We start from the raw sequence: 25,034 nt of genomic DNA, 5'->3' as shown, positions 1-25,034 counted from the left end.
CTTTTTTTATTGAATCTTTTTGAAGTAGTAATCTACTTGTTGCTTGTAATAAGGATTAAGGTTAGGAGGAACCGTTTTGAGCAATTCCGTTTGTTTTTGCTTATCCTTTACATATTGTTGAAATTGTGGAGGAACCTTTCTTTCGTAGTTTTTAGCAGTTTCTGCTTTACGTTTTTGATCTTCCTCTTGTTCTTTTAAGGCTTTTTCAGATTCTAGCAAACGAGTTAGAAGTTCTTGTTGACGTTTTATTAAATCAGGATTTAGACGTTTATTGACTAGATCAGTTTCAGTTTCTTCCATTTTCTTCAAAAGGTCTTTTACCTCATCACCTAGTTTTTTACCAATTTCAGTACCTTTTTGGTTATCCATCATATCCTGCAACATCTTTCTGATTTGAGCTTGTTCACGAGCTAGTTTAGCCAAATCCTCAGACATACCACCTTTACTTTGTGATCCTTTTTGAAGTGTCTGCTGCATTTTTTGATTCAAATCTTTCTGACTCTGCCCCATTCCTTTTTGATTTCCTTTGTTTTTACCTTTCCCACTTCCAGAACCAGCCATCATCATTTGCTGATTTTGTTGCATTTGTTTTTGAACGTCAGATAACAAAAGAGCTAGGTTATTCATAGAAGTCATGGCAAACTGTTGCTTGGAAGCAGTCATTGCCATTTTACGATCCTTAATGAGTTTAACAGCATCGCCCATATAAGTTTTCATATTGCCCATTTCTCTTGTTACAAATGTTTCAATTTGTAATACTCGTTTAGAAAGGGTGTACAAACTGTCTTCGATTACCTTGGCATCGTCCTGTAATTTGATTTGTTCTTGCGACAGTTTTACAAATCTTGGGTCGGATGGCATAATACCTCTAAAGTCTTTCATGAGTTGTTCTTGGTCAAAAGAGAGTTTTACGAGGTTTTCTAAGATTTCACGTAATGTTTCTATGTTTTCCTCATTCTCTTTCATCTCAGCTTGTTGTTTCATCTGTGCAAGCTTTTGAGCCATACTTTTCATGTTCTTGGCTGCTTTCTTTTGTTTTGCTGCCGCAGATTTATTATCACCCTTGTCCATTTTTTGCTGAGAATCTTTCTGATCTTCCGAAATATCTTCTTGCTGCTGTTTATCTAATTCAAGCGGATCTGAATTTTTAACTTCGTTGTTCAGCTTATCAGCATCTTTCAAGTCTTTTTTAACATCGTCAAACTCTTTACTAAGCTTTTCTTGCTCTTTTTTCAAATCTTCTGTTTGTTGCGATTTATCTTGACTTTGAGCTTTTTTGCTGAGCTCGTCGTTTTTCTCCGCTAGATTTTCCTGTTTCTCTGCTTGTTTTTCAAGTTCCTTAATGGCTTTGTCGAGCTTTTGCTCTACCTGAAGTTTTTTGAAAAGGTTTTGCATACGCTCTAGCTCTTTTTCTGTATTACGCTCTTTGTTTCGAAGTTTATCCATCTGATCATTGATATGATTGTCTTCTGGATTTTTTTCTAACATTTTTTTCAATTCTTCGTAAAGCTTTTGCGTTTCAGGATCCATCAATTGATTCATCATTTTCTGCAATGCTTCCATTTTTTGTTGCATTTCAGGTTTTTGCTCGTTGAATCTTTGTTGTTTATCTGTAAGGTTTTGATTTTGCTCTTGAAGCTTTTTGATTTCATTCATTAAATCTTCTTTTTTCTTGGCAATTTCTTCGATGAGCTTTTTATCTTGAAAATCTAGGTCTTTCTTATTTTTCAAGCGATTTTCGAGTGCTGCTAATTCTTTGCGAAGCTTTTGAGCTTTTTCGAGCGTTTTATCTAATTGAGCCTCAGTTTTATCAATAGAGTTATCAATTTCTTTATTAATATCATTTTTACTCGGAATGGTATAATTCAATAATTGCGAACGAGTCGATTTAGCGCCATTTACGCCATCATTATCCCATACCTGAACATAATATTCCACTTTGTCCGAAGGATTCAATTTAAGGCTATCCATAGCCCATTGTTGATAAAATCCTTGAATAGATTGTGTTTTGTTTACGGGAATATTGAAACTGCGGTAATTGCCATTATTAGGTTTTCCATCGCGCAAAATTTTATAGAATACCACCAAGCGACTTAAGCCATAGTCATCAGCTATACTTCCACCTAAAACCATGTAGTTGTAAAGGGTAGAATCTTTGTATTGTTCAAGACTGATTTGTGGATATTTATCAGGAATAACATTTAAGTTAAAATCAATCCCTTGATTTGAGATAGAATATTGATTTTTGAGTGAAACCTGATAGGCACTTGAGCGAGTAGCTTTTAATCTGAAGTCATATCCCCCACCGAGCATTTTCTTTTCAGCAAAATATCTCTTTTTATCCCCATCAAAAGTAAAAATAATTGAATCGGTATCGGTAACTGTAAAATTCCAATCGATAAGCGTGCCTTCAGGTACTGTGATATTACCCATATTTTGTAGTTGCTCATCAGGTTTGTTCAAATAAGCAGGATAATGAAGTGTTACATCGAAGAAGCCAAGGGTTGGTTTATTAACAACTTCTATTTCATAGTTACCTGATTTAAAGCCAGCCGCTTCGAACGTAAAATCTGTATTGTCTTGTAACTTAGAAAACGTAAATGAATAGTGACGACTATCTATAGCCTCCATTTTCATTTTTCTATCATTAACCAAAACATAAACTGCATCAGGAATTGTATTGCCACGAAGGGCAAGATTTACCGTAAAGTCTTCGTTTTTGAAAGCTTTTAATTTTTTGTTTCCTAACTCAAAGCTAAAAGGAGCTTCTTCTTGATACTCGTTTTTGAAGTTGACAATACGTTCGGTACTTTTTGAAAAAAAGGCAGGATAAATCAGTAATAACCCCAAAATTACAACAGCAGGTATTGCCATATATTTGAGGTATCTTTTGTTGTGGTCAATCTTAATGGCATCGGCAAAGCGAATAATAGCCAATTGCTGAGATTTCTGATCAATGGATGCCATTAACAATTCATTTTGCTCATGGCTCAGTGCTTTTGATAGCTGAAGTGTATTGAGCAATTTATCTGAAACTTCTGGAAAGAATTTTCCGATTTGGTTGGCAGCAATTTCATCACTTAGTGGAGTTCTTTTTCCATAAAGAAATAACAATGGCTTGATTACCCAGAAAAATGTGGATAAGCCAAATGCTAAAATAAAACCAAAGAAAAGAATCCCTCGAAAGAATGAACCGAAGTGTCCAAAATATTCTAAAGTGTTGAATACCAGATAGGCAGACAAAATAACAGCCAAAGAAAAGATAGAGCCTTTGACTAATCGGTTTAGATAAAACTTTCGCTTATATTCTTCAATGCGTGTCGAAAGTGCGGCAATAGGAGAATTTGTCATAGTAATAAAATCATTTTGCGGATTATATGACCATCACGAGTCCAATAATCATGCTGAAATGGAAACAGTCGCGAATTCAATAGGAAGTTATCCGCAAATTTATAAAATGTGAATAACATCCAGTGGAGAATTATTAATCTAATTCCACAACAGACGGACAGTGGTCTGAATGTTTGGCTTCGGGTAAAATATAGGCACGTGTTAGTCGGTCTTTCAATGGTAAAGTAGCGCAATTATAATCGATACGCCAGCCCAAGTTCTTGGCCCTCGCTCCTGCCCTAAAGCTCCACCAAGTGTAATGATGAGGCTCAGGATTGAAATGACGGAATGTATCAATAAACCCACTTTCCAAAAATTGTCCCATCCACTCACGCTCCTCAGGTAAAAAACCTGAACTATTGGCATTGGATTTAGGATTGTGGATATCTATAGGTTGATGACAAATATTATAATCTCCCGAAACAATAAGATTAGGAATTTGTACCTTCAAATCATTGATATACCCTTGGAAATCATCCATCCATTGGAACTTGAATCCTTGACGCTCGTCGCCACTCGAACCTGATGGCATATATACTGACATTAACGAAAAATCCTCAAAATCAGTACGAAGTACACGTCCCTCGTTGTCGTAGGCTTCTATTCCACAGCCATATTCTACATGCTTCGGTAAGACTTTAGTGAAGATTGCTACACCCGAATAGCCTTTTTTTTGTGCAGAATACCAATACAAATGATACCCCAAATCTGTTAAAAGTTGCTTTTCTATTTGATGCTCTTCTGCTTTTAATTCTTGTAAGCAAATCATATCTGGATTGGCAGTCTGAAGCCACTCAATAAAGCCTTTAGAAATAGCAGAACGAATACCGTTGACGTTGTAGGTAATGATTTTCATAAAACAAAAAGGATATTGTTGTTGAATATGCTGTTTTAACAAACATTTTATCTCAAAGATAACCTTAAATCATGGCAAAGTATCTATAATTAACAGAGGAAAGAGGATTGTTTTTACAGGTGAAATCTTATGAATTTAAGATATTGGATCAATGAAAAGAATTTTGTTGATTTGAGATGCGAGAAAGAATTCAATCTAGTATTACAAAAGAACATTTAACTTGTAAAAACGTACCTCTCATCTATTTTTGAAAATAAAAGGTGCAGAATGAGTCATCCCAAATTTTAAGATTGGGGCTATTCTCTAAGTTTTCATCAAAAAAGCGGTCAGAAAATATTTTCCGACCGCTTTTTTGATACTACTATGCTATGTCTGACTCGGCTTGAGAGTCTCTAAAACTAAAGTACAAGTTTTAGAATAATCACTTATGTTTGCTCCTTTTTGACTGATTAATTCTATTAACTATTAAAAACTTCTTTTTCGAAATACTCAATTACATGAGCCTTTAAGAGCTTTTCTTGCTCAAGAAGGTTAACGAAAGGTAAAGGTTGAATCAGTTTCCAATGTGGCCAGCCATCTTGGTCGGTACCTTCTAGCTCATATATCCCAGAAAAACTAAGCACCTTACAAATAGCAATGTGCATAAGATCTTGTTTTTCTTCTTTGGTAAAAAAACGATGTCCTTTTCCTAGCTCTTGTACACCAATCAGGAATAACACCGAATTGAGGTCAGAAGGACGCTTCTCCATCATTCTTTCGAGTTTATCCAGAAGAATATCCCATTCTTGAGATAGGTTTTCTAATTCTATATCCATGGTTTTGAGAAAATACGGTTTGATTTAAGTCAAAACCGTTTTCCTGTTTATTGTTCTTGTTGTAACGCTTCCCAATACTCAACAGCACGACGTAAGTGAGGTACAACGATTGTACCGCCAATTAAGGTAGCCACTGAGAAAATTTCTTGTATTTCGGCATCAGTTACGCCCAATTCGAAGCATTTGCCCAAGTGATATTTGACACAATCGTCGCAACGCAAAACCATAGAACAAGCCAAGCCCATCATCTCTTTGGTTTTTTCTGATAAAGCGCCCTCAGCGTAAGTATTAGTATCTAAATTGAAAATACGTTTGATTACTTTGTTATCGCCAGCTAAAATTTTTTCATTCATTTTAGCTCTGTAGTCGTTAAATTCTGTGACTAAGCTCATAATGCTATTGTTTGTTTCTGAAAAAAATCGTTAATTCATTTAAAAGAACGCTAATTTACTAATAAAAAGCGCAAAGTCTATTACACCTAATACTCAACACCGATGACACCTAACATGTTCAATGCATTTCTACAATTGCTCTTCCCAGATGTATGTGTTGCTTGCAACGAGCCACTAGTATCCCAAGAAAAATATCTTTGTACCAATTGTCTATTTGATTTACCCAAAACAGATTCACATAAAGGATTTTATCCTGTTTTAGAAAATCGTTTTGCAGGTAGAATCATACCTCAATTTCAATTTGCCTATCTCAAATTCAAAAAATCGAGTAATGTTCAGCATATCATGCACGCCATTAAATATGGAGGGAATCAAGAGTTAGGGCAAATGCTTGGGAGGTGGTTTGGGGCAGAACTCAAAGATGCAGGCTTGGAAAACACTTTTGATGTGTATATTCCAATTCCTCTCCATAAAAAACGGCAATTAGAACGTGGATATAATCAGGCTACCTGTATTGCGGATGGCTTGGCAGAAAGTTTGGGTGGTATTGTTTTGGAAAATGTTGTTCAACGAGTACGAGCTACAGAGTCACAAGTAAGAAAAAAACGCATGGAGCGATTCGAAAATGTGGAAAAGTTATTTGATGTAATAGCACCTGAAATGCTTGAAAATAAAAGAATTGTGATTGTTGACGATACGCTGACTACTGGAGCAACAATAGAATCTTGTTTTGAGGCCATAAAGGCAGTAAATCCGAAAGAAATCTCTATTATGGTACTTGCATGTGCCGAACAATAAAAAAAGGGCTTAAAATCGAAGTTTTAAGCCCTTTTCAAAAATAAAAAATCTTATTTGTTGGTACCAGCACGAATCATGGCACATCTAAATCCGATAGTCGATGTTGAAGAATCTTGGTCTAGGTATCTACGAGTACCTGGTGCTAACCAGTAAGCTACGTCAGCCCAAGAACCACCTTTGTACACACGAGAACGGTTATCGATTAACGAGTTGTTATTTTTTCTATCGTAGTTTTTCGCATTATCCATGAAATCATTTCTACGAATAGGGTTCAAGTCGTTCATATCTTCATAAGAAAGTGGACGATATAAGTCATAAACCCATTCGTTTACGTTACCTGCCATTTGGTACAAACCAAAGTCGTTTGCAGGATATTCATAAACTTCAGTCGTAATAATTGCTTTATCGTTACTTTTACCAGCAATACCAGCATAGTCACCACGACCACGTTTGAAGTTGGCCAACATATCACCTTTATGTTTACCTCTTGATAAACGCATTGAAGGACCATCCCAAGGGTAAATACGTTGATTTACTTGGTTTTCATCTTCATATTGAGTTCCAATCATGGCTTTAGCAGCGTACTCCCACTCCGCTTCTGTTGGAAGACGGTAAGCAGGCAATACAATTCCTGATTCGATTGGAAGGCGTTGACCAGCAGAGAATGCAGGTGCAGCTTTCACTTCAGCTCCAGCAGCTTTTCCTTTTCTCTTTGTTGTTGACTTCTTGCCTTTTTGGTTTTTCATGGCTAAGTCATTATTAACCGCCGCAGTACGCCAAGTACAATAGTCTGTTGCTTGAGTCCAAGAAACACCCACCAAAGGATACATACGGAAACCTGGATAACGAAGATATTGCTCAACATAAGAGTCGTTGAACGCTAACTCGTCTTTCCAAACCAATGTATCTGGAAGAGCAGACTCATAAAACTCTTGTGCTGAGTCTTTTTGAATAGCATTAAGATATTCGAGGTAGTGAACGTTGGCAATTTCTGTCTCATCCATGTAGAATGACTGAACAGAAACGGTTCTTTCCAAGTTATCACGTGTGTTGATAACATCTTCTTCTAAGGCTCCCATTGTAAAACGTCCACCTTCGATAAATACGAGGTTAGGACCAGTAGGCTGACCTTTGAATTTTTTATCAACTTGGAACCCTCCTTTTTTGTTGTAGGTAATACCAGTAGCAGTACTGTTTTTACCTAGCTTAACACTATTCGGCTTTTTGCTTTTGCAACTGCTTACAAGGGCTAAACCCATGAATAAAACAGCTACTGATTTGATAGACAACTTCATTTCTTAAATACTTGGATTGTCGTTGTATAAATATTTAATACTAAAATCTGTTTTTTGATTAAACACAAAATTAGTGTTTTTGGTATAAAAAGCGCTGAAGCGACCCAATTAGTTTGCGCTTTTGAACGATGTTTAGGAAAATACTTTCTAAAAACTATGCTCGAGAGTATATGTCGGTCAGAATTGTTTGAAGTTCGTCAATAGAAGTGACTTTATCAAAGCTAAGGATTAATCGCCCTTTCGCTTCTTTGAGCGAACATTTTTTCGGGTTGACTTTCACATAATCAAGAATCTTGCCAAAAACACTTGATTTATAATACCTTTCATTCTGTGAGGAAACGAAGAAACAACGCAGGTTATTATTTTTTAGCATAATTTTTTCAATTCCTAAAACTTCTGCTTTCCATCTAACTCGCACGATTTCTATCATATCCTTCACTTCTGGAGGAATTGGTCCAAAACGATCATTGATAGCCCTTTGAAAATTCTTTAAATCTTCTTCCGATTTCATATCATCGAGTTGGGTATAAAGTGATAATCTTTCAGAAATAGAGGTCACATAATTTTCTGGAATGAGCACGTGCATATCTGTCTCTATTTGACAATCTACTTTTAATTTGTTGGCAGATTCAGCCAAATCATTTTCAAATAAGGCTCTAAATTCATTTTCTTTCAGTTCTTGAACCGCTTCGTCGAGAATTTTATGATACATTTCATATCCTAAATCATTGATAAAGCCACTTTGTTCAGCACCGAGCAAATTACCCGCCCCACGAATATCCAAATCTCGCATAGCTACTTTGAATCCATCACCCAAATCAGAGAATTCCTCCAAAGAACTTAAGCGCTTACGAGCATCGGTAGTCAACAATGAAAGCGCTGGTGTTAGCAAATAACAAAATGCTTTTTTGTTCGAACGCCCTACCCTACCTCTCATTTGGTGCAAATCAGAAAGTCCAAAATGGTTGGCATGGTTAATAATGATGGTATTGGCATTTGGAATATCAATACCAGACTCGATAATATTGGTTGAAACTAGTACGTCATAATGACCTTCGATAAAGTTCATCATTACTTTTTCAAGTTTGTCACCATCCATTTGTCCGTGTGCAATTCCTATTTTGGCATCAGGAACCATGCGAAGAATTGTATTTCCAATACCTTCAAGCTCAGCAACACGATTATGTACAAAATAGACTTGTCCACCACGTTTTAACTCATAACTCACGGCATCGCGAATCAATTGGTCACTAAATACATGTAATTCTGTAGTTACAGGCTGGCGATTTGGTGGAGGAGTTGCAATTACCGACAAATCCCTTGCGCCCATCAATGAGAAGTGTAGCGTACGTGGAATAGGCGTTGCTGTAAGCGTTAGGACGTCGATATTGACACGCATTTCTTTGAGGCGATCTTTGACTTTTACCCCAAATTTTTGCTCCTCATCAATAATCATTAGACCTAAATTCTTGAACGAAACGTCTTTATTCACAATTCGGTGCGTACCAATCAAAATATCAGTTTCGCCGTTGGCTACACGTTTTAGTGTTTCTTTGATTTGTTGTGTTGACTTAAAACGGTTAATATATTCGACACGACAAGGGAAATTTTCTAAACGGTCACGGAAGGTACGGAAATGTTGCATGGCCAAAACCGTAGTCGGTACCAGAATAGCCACTTGTTTGGAGTCCGCAACAGCTTTGAATGCCGCACGAATAGCTACTTCGGTTTTTCCAAATCCCACATCACCACAAACTAACCTATCCATAGGGTTTGGTTTTTCCATATCAGCTTTTACATCAGCCGTGGCTTTTGCCTGATCTGGAGTGTCTTCATAAATAAACGAAGATTCCAATTCGGCTTGCAGGAAGCTATCTCTCGAAAAAGCATATCCTTGAGCCAAACGACGTTGGGCGTAAAGAGCAATAAGCTCCTTGGCAATATCCTGAACCTGTTTTTTGATACGGGATTTCTTATTTTCCCATTCAGGCGAACCTAATTTAGACATCGTTGGAGGTCCACCTTCTTTGCCCGAAAATTTTGAAATTTTGTGCAAAGAGTGGATAGATACCATCAATACGTCGTTATCTCTAAAAATCAAACGAATCGCTTCTTGTTCAGACTCCCCAACTGTTACTTTGTCAAGACCAGCAAAACGTCCTATCCCGTAATCGACATGGGTCACATAATCGCCCACTTGTAGGGTACGAAGCTCTTTGAGAGTAAGGGCTTTAGATTTTGAATACTTACTTTTTTCTTTGAAACGGTGAAACCTATCAAAAATCTGATGGTCGGTGTAACAAACAATTTTGTTTTGTTCATCAATAAATCCTTCTCGAAGCCCAATGGTTATAGGCTGAAAACGCACATTAGAGTCGATTTCTTCAAAAATAGTTGTCAGGCGCTCTAGTTGGCGTTGCGATTCGGAAGTGATGATATTGGTAAAATAAAAACCCTGATATTCACGAAGATTATCTGCCAATCGCTTGAAATCTTTGTTAAATGAAGGTTGAGATTTGGCTTGATAGGTCAGTTTTTCAGTTTTTTCTTTAAAATAAAACCTTCTTCCAAATTCAATAGAACCAAATCCTTTGGCTAACTGTAAAAAACTACGGCGACTTTCAAACAGTTGATTAGGGTCAGATACAACTTGAATTCCACCACTTTTTGCTAATATTTCTTGAAGACTTTGCTCCACTTTTTCAAAGCATTTTTCCACAATCTCTAAGGCATGTTCAACATCCTTAAACCAAAGGCGTGTATCGGGCGATAAAAATTGAAAAAATGGCTCGCGAGTTTCCTGAATTAGTTTAGTTTGAACATCAGGAATAATATTGATTTTAGAAACGGATTCAATCGAAAGTTGTGAATCAGGGTCGAAAGTACGAATGCTTTCCACTTCGTTACCAAATAAGTCAATACGATAAGGGAGTTCGTTGGAAAAACTAAAAACATCTACAATTCCACCACGAATAGAAAACTGCCCTGCTTCGTACACAAAATCAGTTTTTTCGAAGTCATAACTTAGTAAAATTTCTGCCAAAAAGTTTGTATCCAACTGTTCGTTCAAAGACACTGTAAGCGTATTTTTCATCAAGGAACGCTTGTTGATAACTTTCTCGAAAAGTGCTTCAGGATACGAAATAATGATTTGCCCTGTATTGGTATTATTGTTGATTTTACTCAATACTTCTGCTCTCATCAACACATTGGCATTGTCAATATCTTGGTATTGATAGGCCTTTTTGTAAGACATTGGAAAAAGCATAGGAACTTCTTCTCCCAACAGACTTTGGAGGTCGTTGAGAAAATATGCTGCTTCTTCACGGTCTTCAAGAATAAATAAATGGTCTTGTTTAGGGTTCAGTTGGTGTATTGCCGAAGCAATAACGGCATCAAGACTACCAGAAAGCCCTTTTAATTGAATATGAGGGTACTTTTCTCGGTTTTTAGTTTGCTCCGAAATAGTCTGCACAACGCCATCTTCACGGTAGAGCTTCAGGAAATCTTTAACAAGCATGGTTGAAAAAAGCTAGGGTATGTATTTGCTGTAAGGTAATGTTTTTTCAGTTCTGAAAAACACAATTAGCCACAAAGGCTCAAATACCGAATATTTGAGCCTTTGTGGCAATCATTTCACAAAAATAACTGTAAAAAAGAGTAAATAGTTTTAATTCTTCAAAATCTCAAACTCTACACGTCTATTGGTTGCCTGATTTTCGGGGGTATCGTTGGCTACCTTAGGGCGATTTTTGCCGTATCCTTTAGCGATGATTCGCTCGGGTGTTACGCCAAATGTGATAAGTTGATTACGAACTACATCCGCACGTTCTTGTGAAAGTCGGTTATTGACTTCGTCGCTACCCACGTTGTCAGTGTGCCCACTGATTTCGACATTGATTTTATTCTTTTTGATAAATTCTGCAATACGCTTTAACTCAGGAGTGGATTCTGGCTGTAAGGCAGCTTTACCAAATTCAAAGAAAATATTGTTCATCGTTATCTTTGTGCCAGCCTCGATTGGGGCAATGGTAATATCTTTTCCTTCTATTTCAAGGTATTTTCCTGAAATTTTACTCAAGTCAATATTCTGAGAAGTTCCTACAAAACCATCTATTTTGGTCGTAATACCGTAATTTTTACCATAAGGCAATACAATTTTGTAGATACCTGTTATTGGGTCTGGACTAGCTTGACCTAATTCTTTTCCAGTAGTCAAATCTTCGTAAATGACTTTGGCATTTTTAGGTACTTTGCCTGTTTTATTATCAATCACTTTACCAGCAACTAATACAACGGGTTCTGATTTGGTAACTTCAGTAGGAGTCTGATTTTTATTGGATTTTGATGATGTTTTGTTGTTTGCAACAACTGGGTCACTACCTGCTTGGATAGGCGAAGTAGCTGAAGCATCGAGTTTTAGGCGAAAAATGTCTTTTTTGCCAAGAGAGCTTTTACCAGAAATAAAATAAGCATAATCACCAGAGGCTGGAATCGTGTAATAGGCATCATATTCATCGGTATTGATAGGTTCTCCAATGTTCTGAGGCTCCGTCCAGTTGATCCAAGTATCGTCTTTGCGTTTACAAACATAAATGTCATTACTACCTTTTCCGCCTTCTCGGTTGCTAGAGAAATACAAAGTTTTACCATCTGCTGCCAAAAAAGGGGTAGTTTCAGTGAAGTTGGTATTGATATCATCACCCAAATTCATAGGTTCTGACCAAGTACCGTCGTCTTCTAAAAAGGAAGCATAAATATCATCTTCATCAGAGTTTTTCTTTTCTGAAAAAGCCATTAGTAAAACCTTTCCATCGGCAGACAAAAAGCCATGTTCGTTTTTGCCACGACTAAGGCGTTCATATTTGGGTATATCCAATTTTCTAGGAATACCCCATCCCCCTTCTAATTTTTTGGCAATAGAAAAACCACGAGTTTCATATTGACCATTGATATAAGCACCTTTAATCAAAATAGTTTGACCGTCAGGAGAGATACTTAAAATACTGTTGTATTGGTCTCGATTGAGGTTTTCGGACATACGTCTGGCAGGAGTCCAAGCCCCCATGGTATTTTCAGCAAACCATATATCTTGTGAGCCTGCGATTTGTTCAGAGCCATTGATTCCATATTTGTTCTGAGGGTGATTTTTGCGACCAAAATAGAGCGTTTTACCATCTGGAGACATAACTGGACCAAGTTCAGAGTATTCTGTATTAATAGCAGTTCCGAGGTTTTCAGGTTTGTTTTGTGCCATCAAGAATGCAGATGGCATACATAACAAAACGATAGCAAACGAAGTATAGGTTTTCATGAAAATAGCCAATATTAAAGGGTTTATATCATAGGCAAACGAACAAAGCTGTACTTGTATTGTTAGGCTTTATTCACCCATTTTCCAACGGGAAAGTCTGGGTACTCAGCTTGTTCCATACGATTGAGAAGGCTTTCAAGGTTATCGTCAATCATCAACATATCGAAATTACTTTGCTTTAGAAACCCTTCTTTCACCATTTTGTGAATCATTTCGATGAGTGGGTCATAAAAGCCATTGACATTGAGTAAGCCTATAGGCATTTGGTGTAAGCCTAATTGTTTCCAAGTAAGGATTTCGAAAAGCTCGTCGAGGGTTCCCCAGCCGCCAGGTAAGGCAACGACTGCATCTGAAATTTCAGCCATTAGTTGCTTTCTTTGGTGCATAGTTTCCACTACGTGAATTTGAGTAAGTCCTTTATGTTGTACCTCAAATTTTTCCATAAAAGACGGAATTACTCCTACTACTTCTCCCCCATTTTCCAATACTGCATCGGCAATAATTCCCATTATACCAACGCTACCTGCACCGTAAACAAGTGTCTTGTTCTTTTCTACTAAAAGCTTACCAGCAGCAATAGCCGTATTTTTATAAATCTCATCGAAGCCAACAGATGCTCCACAATACACAAGGATATTTTTCATATTCAGGGTGTTCAAAAAAATGTTTATTGTTGAATAAAGTCACACAAAATAACAGTTTTTGAACTTTCTTGACAGCTATTTTTTGAAAATATCACGTAGAGCTATTTCTAGGTCATCAAACAGAAATGTAAATGATGTCTCTTTTTTGAGTTTGTTATTTAGTACTTTATTCCCTCCAAGGACAATAGAAGCCATTTCTCCGAAAATAGTCTTTAGTACAAAAGAAGGTACATTTGGTAACCAAAGTGGTCGATTCAATACTTGTGCTAAAATCTGATTGAACGTTCGGTTGTTGACAGGGCTATCAGCAACTGCATTAAAAATGCCTTGTACTGTAGGTGTAAATAAGGCATGAATAAAGAGTTTGCAAAGATCATCGATATGTATCCACGATAGATACTGTTCTCCATTACCGAGTGGCGCACCAAAGCCAAGTTTGGTTGGCATTGCCATTTTAGGAAGCGCCCCACCTTTATCTGTAAGTACTATTCCGATACGGAGTTTGGTAGTTCTGATACCAAGATTTGCGATTTGGTCAGCGGCTTTTTCCCAAAGGATACAACACTCAGCCACGAAGTCATTGCCCGCTTGAGACGCTTCGGTAATGATAGCGCTCCCCGTATCTGCACCATAAAAACCAATACCTGAGGCCGAAACAAATCCTTGAATTTTGTGCGGAATCATTTGGAGTTTTTGCGCAATCAGAGCCATCGATTTTGTTCTAGAATCAATGATTTCTTTTTTACGTTCTGGTGTCCAGCGCTCATCTGCAATCCCTGCACCTGCAAGATGAATGATATAGTCTGCCCCAATGAGAGCTTCTTCATCAATGATACCTTTGTCTATATCCCAAACAAAAGTTTTTATGTTTCCTCTCTGTTGAGCCTTGCGACTCAGATGCCAAACCGAATGGCCTTGCTCTAGAAGTAGCTCAGTTAGTCGTGTGCCCACAAGGCCAGTTCCTCCAGTGATTAGTATGTTCATTAGTTTAGGTTTTTACAATAAAAATAGAAGGTTTTAAGACTGAATGAAGCTGAAAAATACCTCAGTAGGATAAACAAGAAAAAGGATAGAATGGTTATTTCGAAATTAACTAAAGTGTAATGTTTTGATTATTAGATATTTGTTTTTTGACTGAACGTTCGGTTATTAAGTGTAAAGATTAAACAAGACTTTAATTATCTTTTTAGTTAGTTTATTATCTTTTGAAACATATTTGATGTTTACTGAAAAAGGAAGAATAAAAGATCTGTGAATGTAGACTATAAATAGTCGCATGTTACGGCTGTTATTCGAGATAAAAATAAGGACTCAAGAGTATTGATTGAACGTTCGAATAATAGAATTTCGAGGAATTACTTCCTAAAATGAGACATGGTAAACTATTCAATAGTATTTGTTAGGCATGGATCAGCTCGAAATAGTGATTGAGATTATTTGTAAAAAAATGTATATCTTCGACCAATTAAGTAATGTCTAAAACGACTCAAAAAACAAACTATTTCTTAGACATAAATATAGTCTAAGACACTAAAACTGTAAGCCAATGAAATTACATATCCGAAATTTTTTATCCATGTTTGATGTCTTCGGAATTGTGGAGAGAGACCCTTTTGGTAATTCGATGCTTTTGAAGAGAATCATCATGTTTACCCTAGGATGGATAACTTATGGAAGATTGAGAGTTTATAATAAAACCAAAATTAGAGGAACGGAACATCTCGAAAATTTGCCACAAACGGGAGTATTATTTTTGTCAAATCACCAGACCTATTTCATGGATGTGATTTGTTTGTATCATGTTTTCTTTAGTATCAAATGGGGGTTCAAAAATTCGATAAACTTTCCCATTTATCTATTGGCTCCTAGGTCACGACTGTTTTATGTTGCAGCATCGGAGACGATGAAGGAAGGTGGATTACTACCAAAGATTTTTTCTCAAGCTGGAGCTATTTTGGTAAATCGTTCGTGGAGAGCCAAAGGACATGACGTAAAAAGGGAGCTAGACACAGCAGCAAATGATAAAGTTGGTTTGGGTTTAAAATACGGCTGGGTTGTAAGTTTTCCGCAAGGAACGACCACTCCTTATGCTCCTCTTCGTAAAGGAACAGCGCACTTGATAAAAGCACATAATCCCATTGTAGTGCCTGTCGTAATCAACGGTTTTAGAAGAGCTTTTGATAAGAAAGGGCTTTTGTTTAAAAAACGGAATACAACGCTTTCTGTTACATTCAAAGAGCCAATTCAATTTGATCCAGATATATCAGTTGAAGAGATGATGGATATTTTGCGTGAGCAGATAGAACAAAAAATACCTGTCGAAAAATTGAAGTGGAGAAGAGAAGAATAATGTCATGCTAAGTAAAACTCAAGGAATCGTCATCAACTACGTAAAGTATAAAGAAAGCTCGATTATTGCCAAAATCTACACCAAGGAGTTTGGCATACAGTCATACATTGAAAATGGCGTAAGAAGTGCAAGAGCTAAAAATAAAATAGCGCTTTTCCAACCGCTTACTTTACTCGATCTTGTGATATATCATAAAAAAGGAAAGGACATTCATCGTATTGCAGAAATCAAATGTAATCATCCTTTCGAGACGATTCCTTATGAGATTGCCAAATCGTCGGTAGCGATTTTTATCACAGAGATTTTAACCAAAACTTTACGAGAAGAAACCCCGAATGAACAACTGTTCGACTTTGTCGAGGAGTCTATATTGTGGCTAGATGGCGCTAATAAGCATTTTGAATGCTTTCATATTCAGTTTTTATTAGCAATGACAGCTTATTTAGGATTTTTGCCCGAGACAGTCGAAGAGATGGAGGAGGAATTGAGCTTGTACGGGTATCCTCTGACCAAAGGAGCAAAAGCTGGACTTCAACTCCTTTGGGGATTGGAATATGGAGATGTAGCAAGAATCGATCGTCATTCAAGAAATGAAATGGTAGAGATTCTATTACATTGGTACAAAATACATTTGGAGACCTTTGGAGAGATGAAATCTTTGGCTGTTCTCAAAGAGATTTTGCACTAGATTTTACGCTTCAACTCAAAGTGTTTACCCAAATATAAGCGACGTACTTGTTCGTCCGAAGCAAGGTCTTCAGGTGTACCTGATTTTAAAATTTTTCCTTCAAATAACAAATATGCACGGTCAGTAATCGATAACGTTTCGTCTACGTTGTGATCAGTAATTAGGATACCAATATTGCGGTATTTGAGCTTGGCAACAATCCCTTGGATTTCCTCTACAGCAATAGGGTCAACCCCTGCGAAAGGCTCATCTAACAAAATAAATTTAGGATCAACCGCCAAGGCACGGGCAATTTCGGTACGACGGCGCTCACCTCCAGATAATACTTGACCAAGGTTTTTACGAACATGAGTCAATGAAAACTCTTCCAGTAATTGCTCAGTTTTTTCTTTTTGTTCTTTTTTGGAAAGACTTGTTAATTCCAAAACCGCTAAAATGTTTTCTTCAACAGATAGCGTTCTGAAAACAGAAGCTTCCTGTGCCAAATAGCCGATTCCCAAACGAGCACGTTTGTACATGGGCAAATTGGTTACATCCAAATCATCGAGATATACTTTTCCAGAATTAGGTTTTACCAAGCCCGTTGCCATATAAAACGAAGTAGTTTTACCAGCACCATTGGGTCCTAATAAACCTACAATTTCGCCTTGTTCTACTTGGTAGCTTACATTGTTGTTGACCAAGCGCTGACCATATTTCTTTACAAGATTTTCTGTTCTTAGTAGCATAATTGCTTTGGCAAAATTCTTTGTAATAAACTTGCCGTTTTTATCTATGAATTAAAATAGAATACGATGTTCAAGAGCAAACACAAATTGAAAATACCTGTGCTTTTATTCAAACTTAATATCTTTCAACATCAGTTGAAAACTCTTTTTCCCTTGCCACTCATTGATTTCGATAGTATAACAAATAGAGCAAGTTTGAACTTCCAATAATTTATCGAAAAAGTCTTCAACCATACCAAAGCCTACGCAGGTAAATGCGGCTGACCCCTCTTGAAATGCCTGAAACTTTAGATGCTTTTCTTTCATTTTGATTGGCGCACCATACAGGTGTACCTTATGACTTACAAATACAGGTGTCATATTTTGAGGACCAAATGGCGACATTTGACTCATAATACGATGAAACTTGTCGGTAATAGCCGATAGAGGCAATGCCAAGTCTATTTCTATTAGTGGAGAAAGTTGTTCTTGTAAAATTTTTCGAGAAACAACTTCTTCAAATTTTCTTCTAAAGTTTTCAATTTGGTTAAGCTCTAACGTAAGACCAGCAGCGAAAGTGTGTCCACCAAATTGAATCAAATGCTCTGAGCATTCTTCAATGGCATCATACACATCAAATCCTGGTACTGAACGTGCCGAACCAGCGGCATTGCCATGAGATTCTGTCAAGATAATGGTAGGACGATGATACTTTTCGATACATCTACTCGCTACAATACCAATAACTCCTTTATGCCAAGCTTCATTGAATAACACTGTACTTTTGGCGGCAACCAAATCGCTATTTTGAGCAATCATTTCAAGTGCTTCGGCTGTAATAGATGAATCAAGCCCTTTGCGGTCGGTATTATGTTGACCAATCACGCGGGCAAATTCTTCAGCTTTTTGTTCGTCTTCAGATAACATTAAGTCAACAGCATCATAAGCATGGCGAATTCTTCCTGCTGCGTTGATTCGTGGACCTAATCCAAATACCACTTTGGTAATATCCATTTTGCCTTCGAGTGAAGCGGATTTAATCAACGCTTTTAGTCCAGTTCTTGGATTGGTATTGAGCTGTTGTAAACCATAAAATGCCAAAACTCGGTTTTCGCCTACAATCGGAACAATATCACAACTAATACTCGTCACAACCAAATCCAAATAGGGCAACAATAAATTGACATCAATATCTTTAACTTGACAGTAGGCTTGTAATAACTTGAATCCCACGCCACAACCTGTCAATTCCTTAAATGGATATAGACAGTCCTCACGTTTGGGGTCTAATACCGCTACTGCATCTGGTAACTCATCACCTGGGCGGTGGTGGTCGCATATAATAAAGTCTACACCATGTTCTTTTGCCCAAGCTACCTTATCAATAGATTTGATTCCGCAGTCGAGGCTAACTATGAGAGCAAAATCATTTTCGGCAGCGTATTCAATACCTTTTTGCGAAACACCATATCCTTCGGCATAGCGATCGGGAATATAAAATTCAATGTTCTGATGAATATACTTTTGTAAAAATCCATAAAACATAGCAACCGAAGTAGTACCGTCTACATCATAATCACCATATATTAGTATTTTCTCATTTTGCTCAACAGCTTTACTCAATCGTTCAACCGCAACGGTCATATCTGCCATCAAGAATGGGTCGTATAAATCTGATAAGCTAGGACGAAAAAAATGCTTGGCTTCATCAAATGTACCAACGCCTCGCTGACCCAGTAAGGTCGCAATTTCATAACTAACACCTAATGCTTTTGATAGGGTATCTACTATTTCTGAAGAGGGTAATTTTTTATAATTCCAACGTTTTTCGACCATGGATTGATGACTGTGGATAATAAGATGTTGATTATTAAATAGCAAAGTTATACTTAAATATAGGAGACTTGCAAAGAAGGACTGTGACTATAAGATTTTTTAAGAAATTCACCCTTCATTCTTTGCATTTGAACACTCAATTTTCAAACATTAACAAGTTTATTTTCTATGAAAAGATTATTAACATTTTTATCAACACTCTGTTGTTTGAGCTTTAATCTACAAGCTCAGAACAAAACATCACCCAGCTCCTTGCAAGAACGGATGCAATGGTTTCAGGACGGAAAGTTAGGTGTCTTCATCCATTGGGGTATTTATTCTGTAAAAGGAGTCGATGAAAGTTGGAGCTTTCACAACCACAAAATATCCTACAAAGACTATATGGCACAGCTCAATGGATTTACGGCAAGTAAGTATAATCCTGAAGAATGGGCTGCCTTAATTAAAGAAAGTGGCGCAAGATATGCTGTTATTACTACCAAGCATCATGATGGTGTGGCACTTTGGCCAACTAAAGAAAAACATTTTAGTGCTGTAAAAAACACTCCTGCCAAAAGAGATTTGATAAAGCCATTTTTTAATGCTCTTGAAAAACAAGGAATAAAAAAAGGCGCCTATTTTTCTTTAATTGATTGGAGTCATCCTGATTATCCAGCTATTTTGAGAGATAGTAATCGTTATAAAATGCAAGATGATTTGGCTCGCTGGGGACGTTTCAAAACTTTTGCTCATAACCAAATAGATGAACTATTGGCTAATTATAACCCTGACCTTTGGTGGTTTGACGGTGAGTGGGAACATAGTTCGAAGGAATGGGAGTCAGAAAAAATCAAAGATAAAATCTTGAAAGCTCAACCTTGGGCTATTGCCAACGACCGACTCTTGGATTTTGGACATTATGAAACTTACGAGCAAACAATCCCTCCTACCCGACCAAAGAAATTTCCTTACTGGGAGGCTTGTATGACGTCTAATCTCAATTGGGGATATCACCCTGACGATACCAATTACAAAACTCCATTTCAGGTTATCTCAATCTTTGCGGATGTGATTAGTAATGGTGGAGTTTATCTGTTTGATATTGGGCCTAAAGAAGATGGTTCGATTCCTGCCGAACAAGTTCATATTTTGAAAGAGTTAGGTAAATGGAATAAAAAACATGAGGAGGCTGTTTTTGGAACCATTGCAGGTATCGAAGCAGGGCATTTTTATGGACCAACTACGTTGTCTAAAGATTCAACAACTCTGTATTTGTTTCTACAACCACAATCCTCGGGGCAAGTCATGTTGAAAGGATTGAACAATAAAATCAATAAAATAAGGGTCGTAGGAACAAATCACGAACTAACTCATCAAGTACAAAGCAAAATGACTTGGGGTAATGTGCCAGGCATTGTATTCATTGATGTTCCAGCAAAAGTAAATGATACTTATATGACTGTATTAGCGCTAGAACTCGAAAAACCAATTAGTATTTATAAAAGTGATGGAGAGAAATAGGTATCTAATTTGAAGATGTGTCAATTTGAAGATTTGAAAATGTGTTAAATTTCACTTTAAGACGATTATCAAAATAGGCATGAGTCATCTCGAATTTAGTGATTATTGATTGAGTGGATGAGTGATTATTTTTAATTATATCAAAAAAGGCGTTCGAAAAACTTATCTCGAACGCCTTTTTTGATACTTGAATAACCTATCATTATGCGCAAAGCATTATTAAGTATTTGCAGATGAAATAAAATATTTTCTCCACATTCAAAACTCTGCACTCAAAACTCCACACTTACTAGACTCCTTCAGCTACTACTTCTTTTACGTCAGGAACCATTCTTGTCAAAAGGTTTTCGATACCAGCCTTCAAAGTCATCGTTGAAGAAGGGCAGCCTGAACAAGAACCTTGAAGTAATACCTTTACTGTGCCTTCGTTGAATGAGTGGAAACTAATAGCGCCACCGTCTGACTCAACGGCAGGACGCACGTATTGGTCAAGAACAGCTTTGATTTTGATAACAGTATCCGAATCTGGCTCGCCCGAAGGATTTGTTTCATGTGCTTTTATGGTTGATTGAGCAAAAACTTCTTTTTTATCCTCGAAGAATTTTTTCAAAAACTGCTTCAAGTTGAATAATTCATCTTCCCATTTAGTTTCTTCATCTTTCGTTACAGTCACAAAGTTGGAAGAAATGAATACTCTTTTTACAAAATCAAAACCAAATAACTCAACTGCTAAAGGAGAATTTTTTTCTTCCGAAATTGCTTCTGAAGGTGTTGCATAGTCGAAAGAAGCACCTTCTGGCGCCAATTCAAAGTTCAACACAAACTTCATTGAATTAGGGTTGGGAGTTGATTCTGTATAAATAAATATCTGAGATTTTAACATGATGCCTGTTTAGTTTGATTAGCTATTATGGTTGTTATAACAAAGGATGCCCAAAATTAGTTTGGAAAGTTTGATAATTGCGAATGCTTTCTTTCAAAATTTTGATTTTTGGTACAAATACCACTAAATAGCCTGATTATGAGAGAGTAGACAAATTTAAGGCTTTACTATTCATGAGTTAATAATTTATGGAATGAAAAACTAAAATTTAGGTTTGTAGAAGGTTTTTTCGGGGCTTTAATAAGATTTGGTCAAATGAGTTAATGTATTGTTAATGAGAATCTTTTCTGTCAAAAAATAAGATTTTATCGTATTTTTGTGAAGTTTTTTTTCTGAAAAAAGATACCCAAATCATAAGCACTCTGACTTCAAATGTCGTTTTTTTGTTGGGAATCCCTTCATTAATGCCGAACTTAGTAGAGTGATTGTAGAAAATGAATGTTTTGAATACATGAGTTTTCAAACCCTAAAATTTAGCTGATACAAATGTTAGATATAATTCAACTGCTTCCTGATTCGATTGCGAACCAGATTGCTGCTGGGGAGGTAGTTCAAAGACCTTCTTCTGTGGTGAAGGAGTTGTTAGAGAATTCTATAGATGCCGAAGCCACTCAGGTTCAATTAATTGTAAGAGAGGCTGGCAAAAACCTAATTCAGGTCATCGACAACGGTAAGGGTATGTCCGAAACCGATGCTCGCATGTGCTTTGAGCGTCATGCCACTTCCAAAATTCGTACTTCCGATGATTTGTTTAAAATCCGTACCATGGGATTTAGAGGCGAAGCTATGGCCTCAATTGCAGCGGTATCTCAGGTAGAACTAAAAACTCGACGCAGTACAGAAGAATTAGGAACAATGGTAAGAATTGAAGCTTCTGAGCTAAAAGCGCAAGAAGCTATTTCTACACCAGAAGGAGCTAACCTATTGGTCAAAAACCTTTTCTACAATGTTCCTGCTCGTCGTAATTTCTTGAAGTCCAATCCTGTAGAGATGCGTCATATCATCGACGAGTTTCAACGTGTTGCATTGTCAAATCCAGATATTGCTTTTTCATTGTATCACAACGATGCCGAAATTTATAACTTGCCATCAGGTAAATTAAGTCGTCGTATTGTGGATTTGTTTGGCAAAAGTTATCGTGAGCAGTTAGCTTCTTGCGAGGAGGAAACATCATTTGTAACAGTAAGGGGATTTGTGGGAAAACCTCAATTTGCCAAAAAGACTCGTGGCGAACAGTTTTTCTTTGCCAATAATCGTTTTATCAAAAATAGTTATCTCAATCATGCAGTTATGTCAGCTTTTGAGGGATTGATTCCTGATGGCTCGCATCCTTTTTATGTGTTATTTATTGAGATAGACCCCGTACATATTGATATCAATGTACATCCGACTAAGACCGAAATCAAATTTGATGATGAACGTACTGTGTATGCCATTGTGCAAGCAGCCGTTCGTAAATCGATGAGTCAGCATAATTTGGCGCCATCGCTCGATTTTGATACCAATATCAATTATTCCAATCAGTTTTTTAGCTTTAATAATGCTCCCATGCCAACGTCAACGGCTGTTCCGAGCAAAATGAACCAAGCTGATTTTGATAGTGAAAGACCTTTTGCGAAACAAGAGATGTCGCCTCGTGAAAAAAGTAATCTTTCGAATTGGAACAAACTGTACGAAGGGTTGGATAATACAGTTGAAAGTTTTGAGCAAAAAAGAGTTGAACAATCTTCTTTTAATTTTAGAAATGAGGAAGATTATCCAGAGTCTCAACCTTTCACGCTCAAAAGCAAAGCCAATGATTTGTTGGAGTCTCGTCCGCTTCGTAGTTCGCAGGATTCAGATGCAACAACTTTCCAGATTCACAACCGATATATTATTTCTCAGGTAAAATCAGGCATGTTGTTAATTGACCAACGTGCAGCTTATGAGCGTATTTTGTATGAGAAATTTGTACAATATCTTCAAAAAAATAATGGAACGTCTCAGCAATTACTTTTTCCATCAACCATTAAGTTAACTCCTGCGGATTTTCATTTATTAGTCGAAATACAAGATGAGGTTCGTAATCTTGGTTTTGATTTAAGCGTTATAGGTCACGATTCATTTATTGTCAATGGTATTCCAGCAGATTCACCCGACGAAAATGAACAGGCATTGATTGAAGGTTTGTTGGAGCAGTTCAAGCAAAATGAATCTGAGTTACATCTCGACAGGGTTGAAAACTTAGCAAGGTCTATGGCAAAACGTTCGGCAGGGCGATTTGGCATGACACGTTTGTCAAACCAAGAAATGAATACCTTAGTCGAACAACTTTTTGCATCATCTAATCCAAGTTATTCGCCAAGTGGTGAGCTTACTATGAAGATTTTGGGATTAGCAGAAATAGCCAATATATTTCAAAAATAAAATTTCCTCCAAGGCATCTGCAAAGGTGCCTTATTTGTATGTATATGAAAACGTCTAAAATAGCTCTTGTTTTGCTAGGAATATTTGTCTTTTCTGGTGTAGGTGTTTATCTCAAATCTTGCCAAGAAAAATCTAGTTCAACCACCGAGCAAGCCAGTACTGATGCTTCAGCACCAGAGCAAGGATTATTACCAGCCGCTACTTTTAATGCTGACTCTGCCTACAATTTTGTAGCAAAACAAGTAGAGTTTGGTCCGAGAGTACCTAATACAAAGTCTCATAAAGCTTGTGCAGCGTGGCTAGCCGACCAATTAAAAGCTTATGGATGTCAAGTTATCAACCAAAACTTTGTAGCAACTACTTACGATGGGAAAAAGCTCAATGCCGTAAATATCATTGGGACTTATAATCCAGGAGCAGCTAAAAGGATTTTATTGGCAGCACATTGGGATACTAGACCCATTGCAGATAAAGACACCAAAGATAAAGATAAGCCAATCGACGGAGCCAATGATGGTGCTAGTGGTGTAGGCGTATTGTTGGAAATTGCAAGAGCCATCAAAGAAGCTCAAAATAAACCTAATGTTGGAATTGACTTTATCTTATTTGATGCCGAAGACAATGGCGAACCCAACGAATATCGTGGAGATTCGGGCAATCAAGTGTGGTGGTGCCTAGGTTCACAGTATTGGGCTGCTAACAAACACGTGCCGAATTATCAAGCATATTATGGTATCTTGTTGGATATGGTAGGTGCAAAAGGTGCTGTTTTTCCACACGAAGGATTGTCAATGCAATATGCTCCTATCTTAACAAGAAGTATTTGGGATATAGCATCAAGACTTGGTTATGGCAATTTATTTATTGATGCCGATGGTGGTGCATTAACCGACGACCATGCCTTTGTGAACGATATTGGTAAAATTCAAATGATTGATATTGTGGAGCTTCGACCAAACGATCCTAAAACTTTTGGCTCGTATCATCATACTCATAATGACAATATGAATGTAATTGATAAAAATACTTTAAAAGCTGTTGGTCAAACAGTTTTGACAGCTTTGTATCAAGAATAGTGCTTTTCGAAGCATTTTGATTATCCCAAAAAATTCAGATTCGTGTTTTTTGGGATTTTTTTGTGGATAAATGCAAAAGCCTTG

18 protein-coding genes are annotated in these 25,034 nt (G+C 37.1%); 6 read left to right on the top strand and 12 right to left on the bottom strand.

Annotated features, from left to right (window positions below; all coding sequences use genetic code 11):
* Positions 1-6 precede the first annotated feature (6 nt).
* The 4 genes from QM491_RS06310 to QM491_RS06295 all read right to left on the bottom strand — a co-directional run bounded on the left by QM491_RS06310 (position 7) and on the right by QM491_RS06295 (position 5,453).
* Positions 7-3,351: a coiled-coil domain-containing protein gene (locus tag QM491_RS06310; protein WP_283326454.1), complete on the bottom strand. Its 3,345-nt coding sequence runs from the start codon at positions 3,349-3,351 to the stop codon at positions 7-9.
* A gap of 133 nt (positions 3,352-3,484) precedes the next feature.
* Positions 3,485-4,246, bottom strand: a complete 762-nt coding sequence (locus QM491_RS06305) for an exodeoxyribonuclease III (protein ID WP_283326453.1) — start codon at positions 4,244-4,246, stop codon at positions 3,485-3,487.
* A 458-nt stretch (positions 4,247-4,704) separates the two neighbouring features.
* Complete coding sequence (locus QM491_RS06300; RefSeq protein WP_283326452.1) at positions 4,705-5,061, bottom strand: hypothetical protein; 357 nt, start codon at positions 5,059-5,061, stop codon at positions 4,705-4,707.
* 47 nt (positions 5,062-5,108) lie between these two features.
* Complete coding sequence (locus QM491_RS06295) at positions 5,109-5,453, bottom strand: carboxymuconolactone decarboxylase family protein (RefSeq protein ID WP_283326450.1); 345 nt, start codon at positions 5,451-5,453, stop codon at positions 5,109-5,111.
* 114 nt (positions 5,454-5,567) lie between these two features.
* Here QM491_RS06295 and QM491_RS06290 point away from each other — a divergent pair, with 114 nt between their 5' ends.
* A complete protein-coding gene (locus QM491_RS06290) occupies positions 5,568-6,251 on the top strand; it encodes a ComF family protein (protein ID WP_283326449.1) in 684 nt (227 codons plus the stop codon).
* A gap of 50 nt (positions 6,252-6,301) precedes the next feature.
* Here QM491_RS06290 and gldJ read toward each other — a convergent pair whose 3' ends face one another.
* From gldJ to QM491_RS06265, 5 genes are all read right to left on the bottom strand, one after another.
* Positions 6,302-7,546 (bottom strand): gliding motility lipoprotein GldJ, encoded by a 1,245-nt coding sequence (gldJ, locus tag QM491_RS06285; protein WP_283326448.1) that lies wholly within the window; start codon positions 7,544-7,546, stop codon positions 6,302-6,304.
* Positions 7,547-7,700: 154 nt separating this feature from the next.
* A complete protein-coding gene (gene mfd / locus QM491_RS06280; protein ID WP_283326446.1) occupies positions 7,701-11,066 on the bottom strand; it encodes a transcription-repair coupling factor in 3,366 nt (1,121 codons plus the stop codon).
* Positions 11,067-11,216: 150 nt separating this feature from the next.
* Entirely contained in the window at positions 11,217-12,860 is a 1,644-nt protein-coding gene (locus tag QM491_RS06275) for an OmpA family protein (RefSeq protein WP_283326445.1), read from the bottom strand.
* 62 nt (positions 12,861-12,922) lie between these two features.
* Positions 12,923-13,504 carry an LOG family protein gene (locus QM491_RS06270; RefSeq protein ID WP_283326444.1) on the bottom strand — a complete coding sequence of 194 codons (582 nt, stop codon included), beginning with the start codon at positions 13,502-13,504 and terminating at the stop codon, positions 12,923-12,925.
* Positions 13,505-13,579: 75 nt separating this feature from the next.
* Complete coding sequence (locus QM491_RS06265) at positions 13,580-14,488, bottom strand: TIGR01777 family oxidoreductase (protein ID WP_283326441.1); 909 nt, start codon at positions 14,486-14,488, stop codon at positions 13,580-13,582.
* Positions 14,489-15,050: 562 nt separating this feature from the next.
* Here QM491_RS06265 and QM491_RS06260 point away from each other — a divergent pair.
* Together QM491_RS06260 and recO are read left to right on the top strand one after the other, a co-directional pair.
* Positions 15,051-15,854, top strand: a complete 804-nt coding sequence (locus tag QM491_RS06260) for a lysophospholipid acyltransferase family protein (RefSeq protein WP_283326440.1) — start codon at positions 15,051-15,053, stop codon at positions 15,852-15,854.
* A 4-nt stretch (positions 15,855-15,858) separates the two neighbouring features.
* Entirely contained in the window at positions 15,859-16,542 is a 684-nt protein-coding gene (recO, locus tag QM491_RS06255; RefSeq protein WP_283326438.1) for a DNA repair protein RecO, read from the top strand.
* Here the strand turns inward: recO and lptB are convergent.
* Both lptB and recJ read right to left on the bottom strand, forming a co-directional pair.
* On the bottom strand, positions 16,539-17,270 hold the full coding sequence (gene lptB, locus QM491_RS06250; protein ID WP_095163549.1) for an LPS export ABC transporter ATP-binding protein: 732 nt from the start codon (positions 17,268-17,270) through the stop codon (positions 16,539-16,541). The genes recO and lptB overlap by 4 nt on opposite strands.
* Positions 17,271-17,375: 105 nt before the next feature.
* The gene (gene recJ, locus QM491_RS06245) at positions 17,376-19,085 is read right to left on the bottom strand and encodes a single-stranded-DNA-specific exonuclease RecJ (RefSeq protein ID WP_283326436.1); all 1,710 of its coding nucleotides are present in this window, start codon (positions 19,083-19,085) and stop codon (positions 17,376-17,378) included.
* Between the two features lie 168 nt (positions 19,086-19,253).
* Between recJ and QM491_RS06240 the strand changes: the two genes are divergently transcribed.
* Positions 19,254-20,585 (top strand): alpha-L-fucosidase, encoded by a 1,332-nt coding sequence (locus QM491_RS06240; RefSeq protein ID WP_283326435.1) that lies wholly within the window; start codon positions 19,254-19,256, stop codon positions 20,583-20,585.
* A 289-nt stretch (positions 20,586-20,874) separates the two neighbouring features.
* Here QM491_RS06240 and QM491_RS06235 read toward each other — a convergent pair whose 3' ends face one another.
* Positions 20,875-21,468 (bottom strand): NifU family protein, encoded by a 594-nt coding sequence (locus tag QM491_RS06235; RefSeq protein WP_095163552.1) that lies wholly within the window; start codon positions 21,466-21,468, stop codon positions 20,875-20,877.
* Positions 21,469-21,954: 486 nt separating this feature from the next.
* Here QM491_RS06235 and mutL point away from each other — a divergent pair, with 486 nt between their 5' ends.
* Together mutL and QM491_RS06225 are read left to right on the top strand one after the other, a co-directional pair.
* Positions 21,955-23,874 (top strand): DNA mismatch repair endonuclease MutL, encoded by a 1,920-nt coding sequence (gene mutL / locus QM491_RS06230; protein WP_283326433.1) that lies wholly within the window; start codon positions 21,955-21,957, stop codon positions 23,872-23,874.
* A gap of 44 nt (positions 23,875-23,918) precedes the next feature.
* Positions 23,919-24,950, top strand: a complete 1,032-nt coding sequence (locus tag QM491_RS06225) for a M28 family peptidase (RefSeq protein ID WP_283326432.1) — start codon at positions 23,919-23,921, stop codon at positions 24,948-24,950.
* Positions 24,951-25,034 lie beyond the last annotated feature (84 nt).

The organism is Flectobacillus longus (assembly GCF_030056705.1).
GTDB lineage: Bacteria > Bacteroidota > Bacteroidia > Cytophagales > Spirosomataceae > Flectobacillus > Flectobacillus longus.
This window is presented reverse-complemented; position numbering and strand designations above follow the sequence as displayed.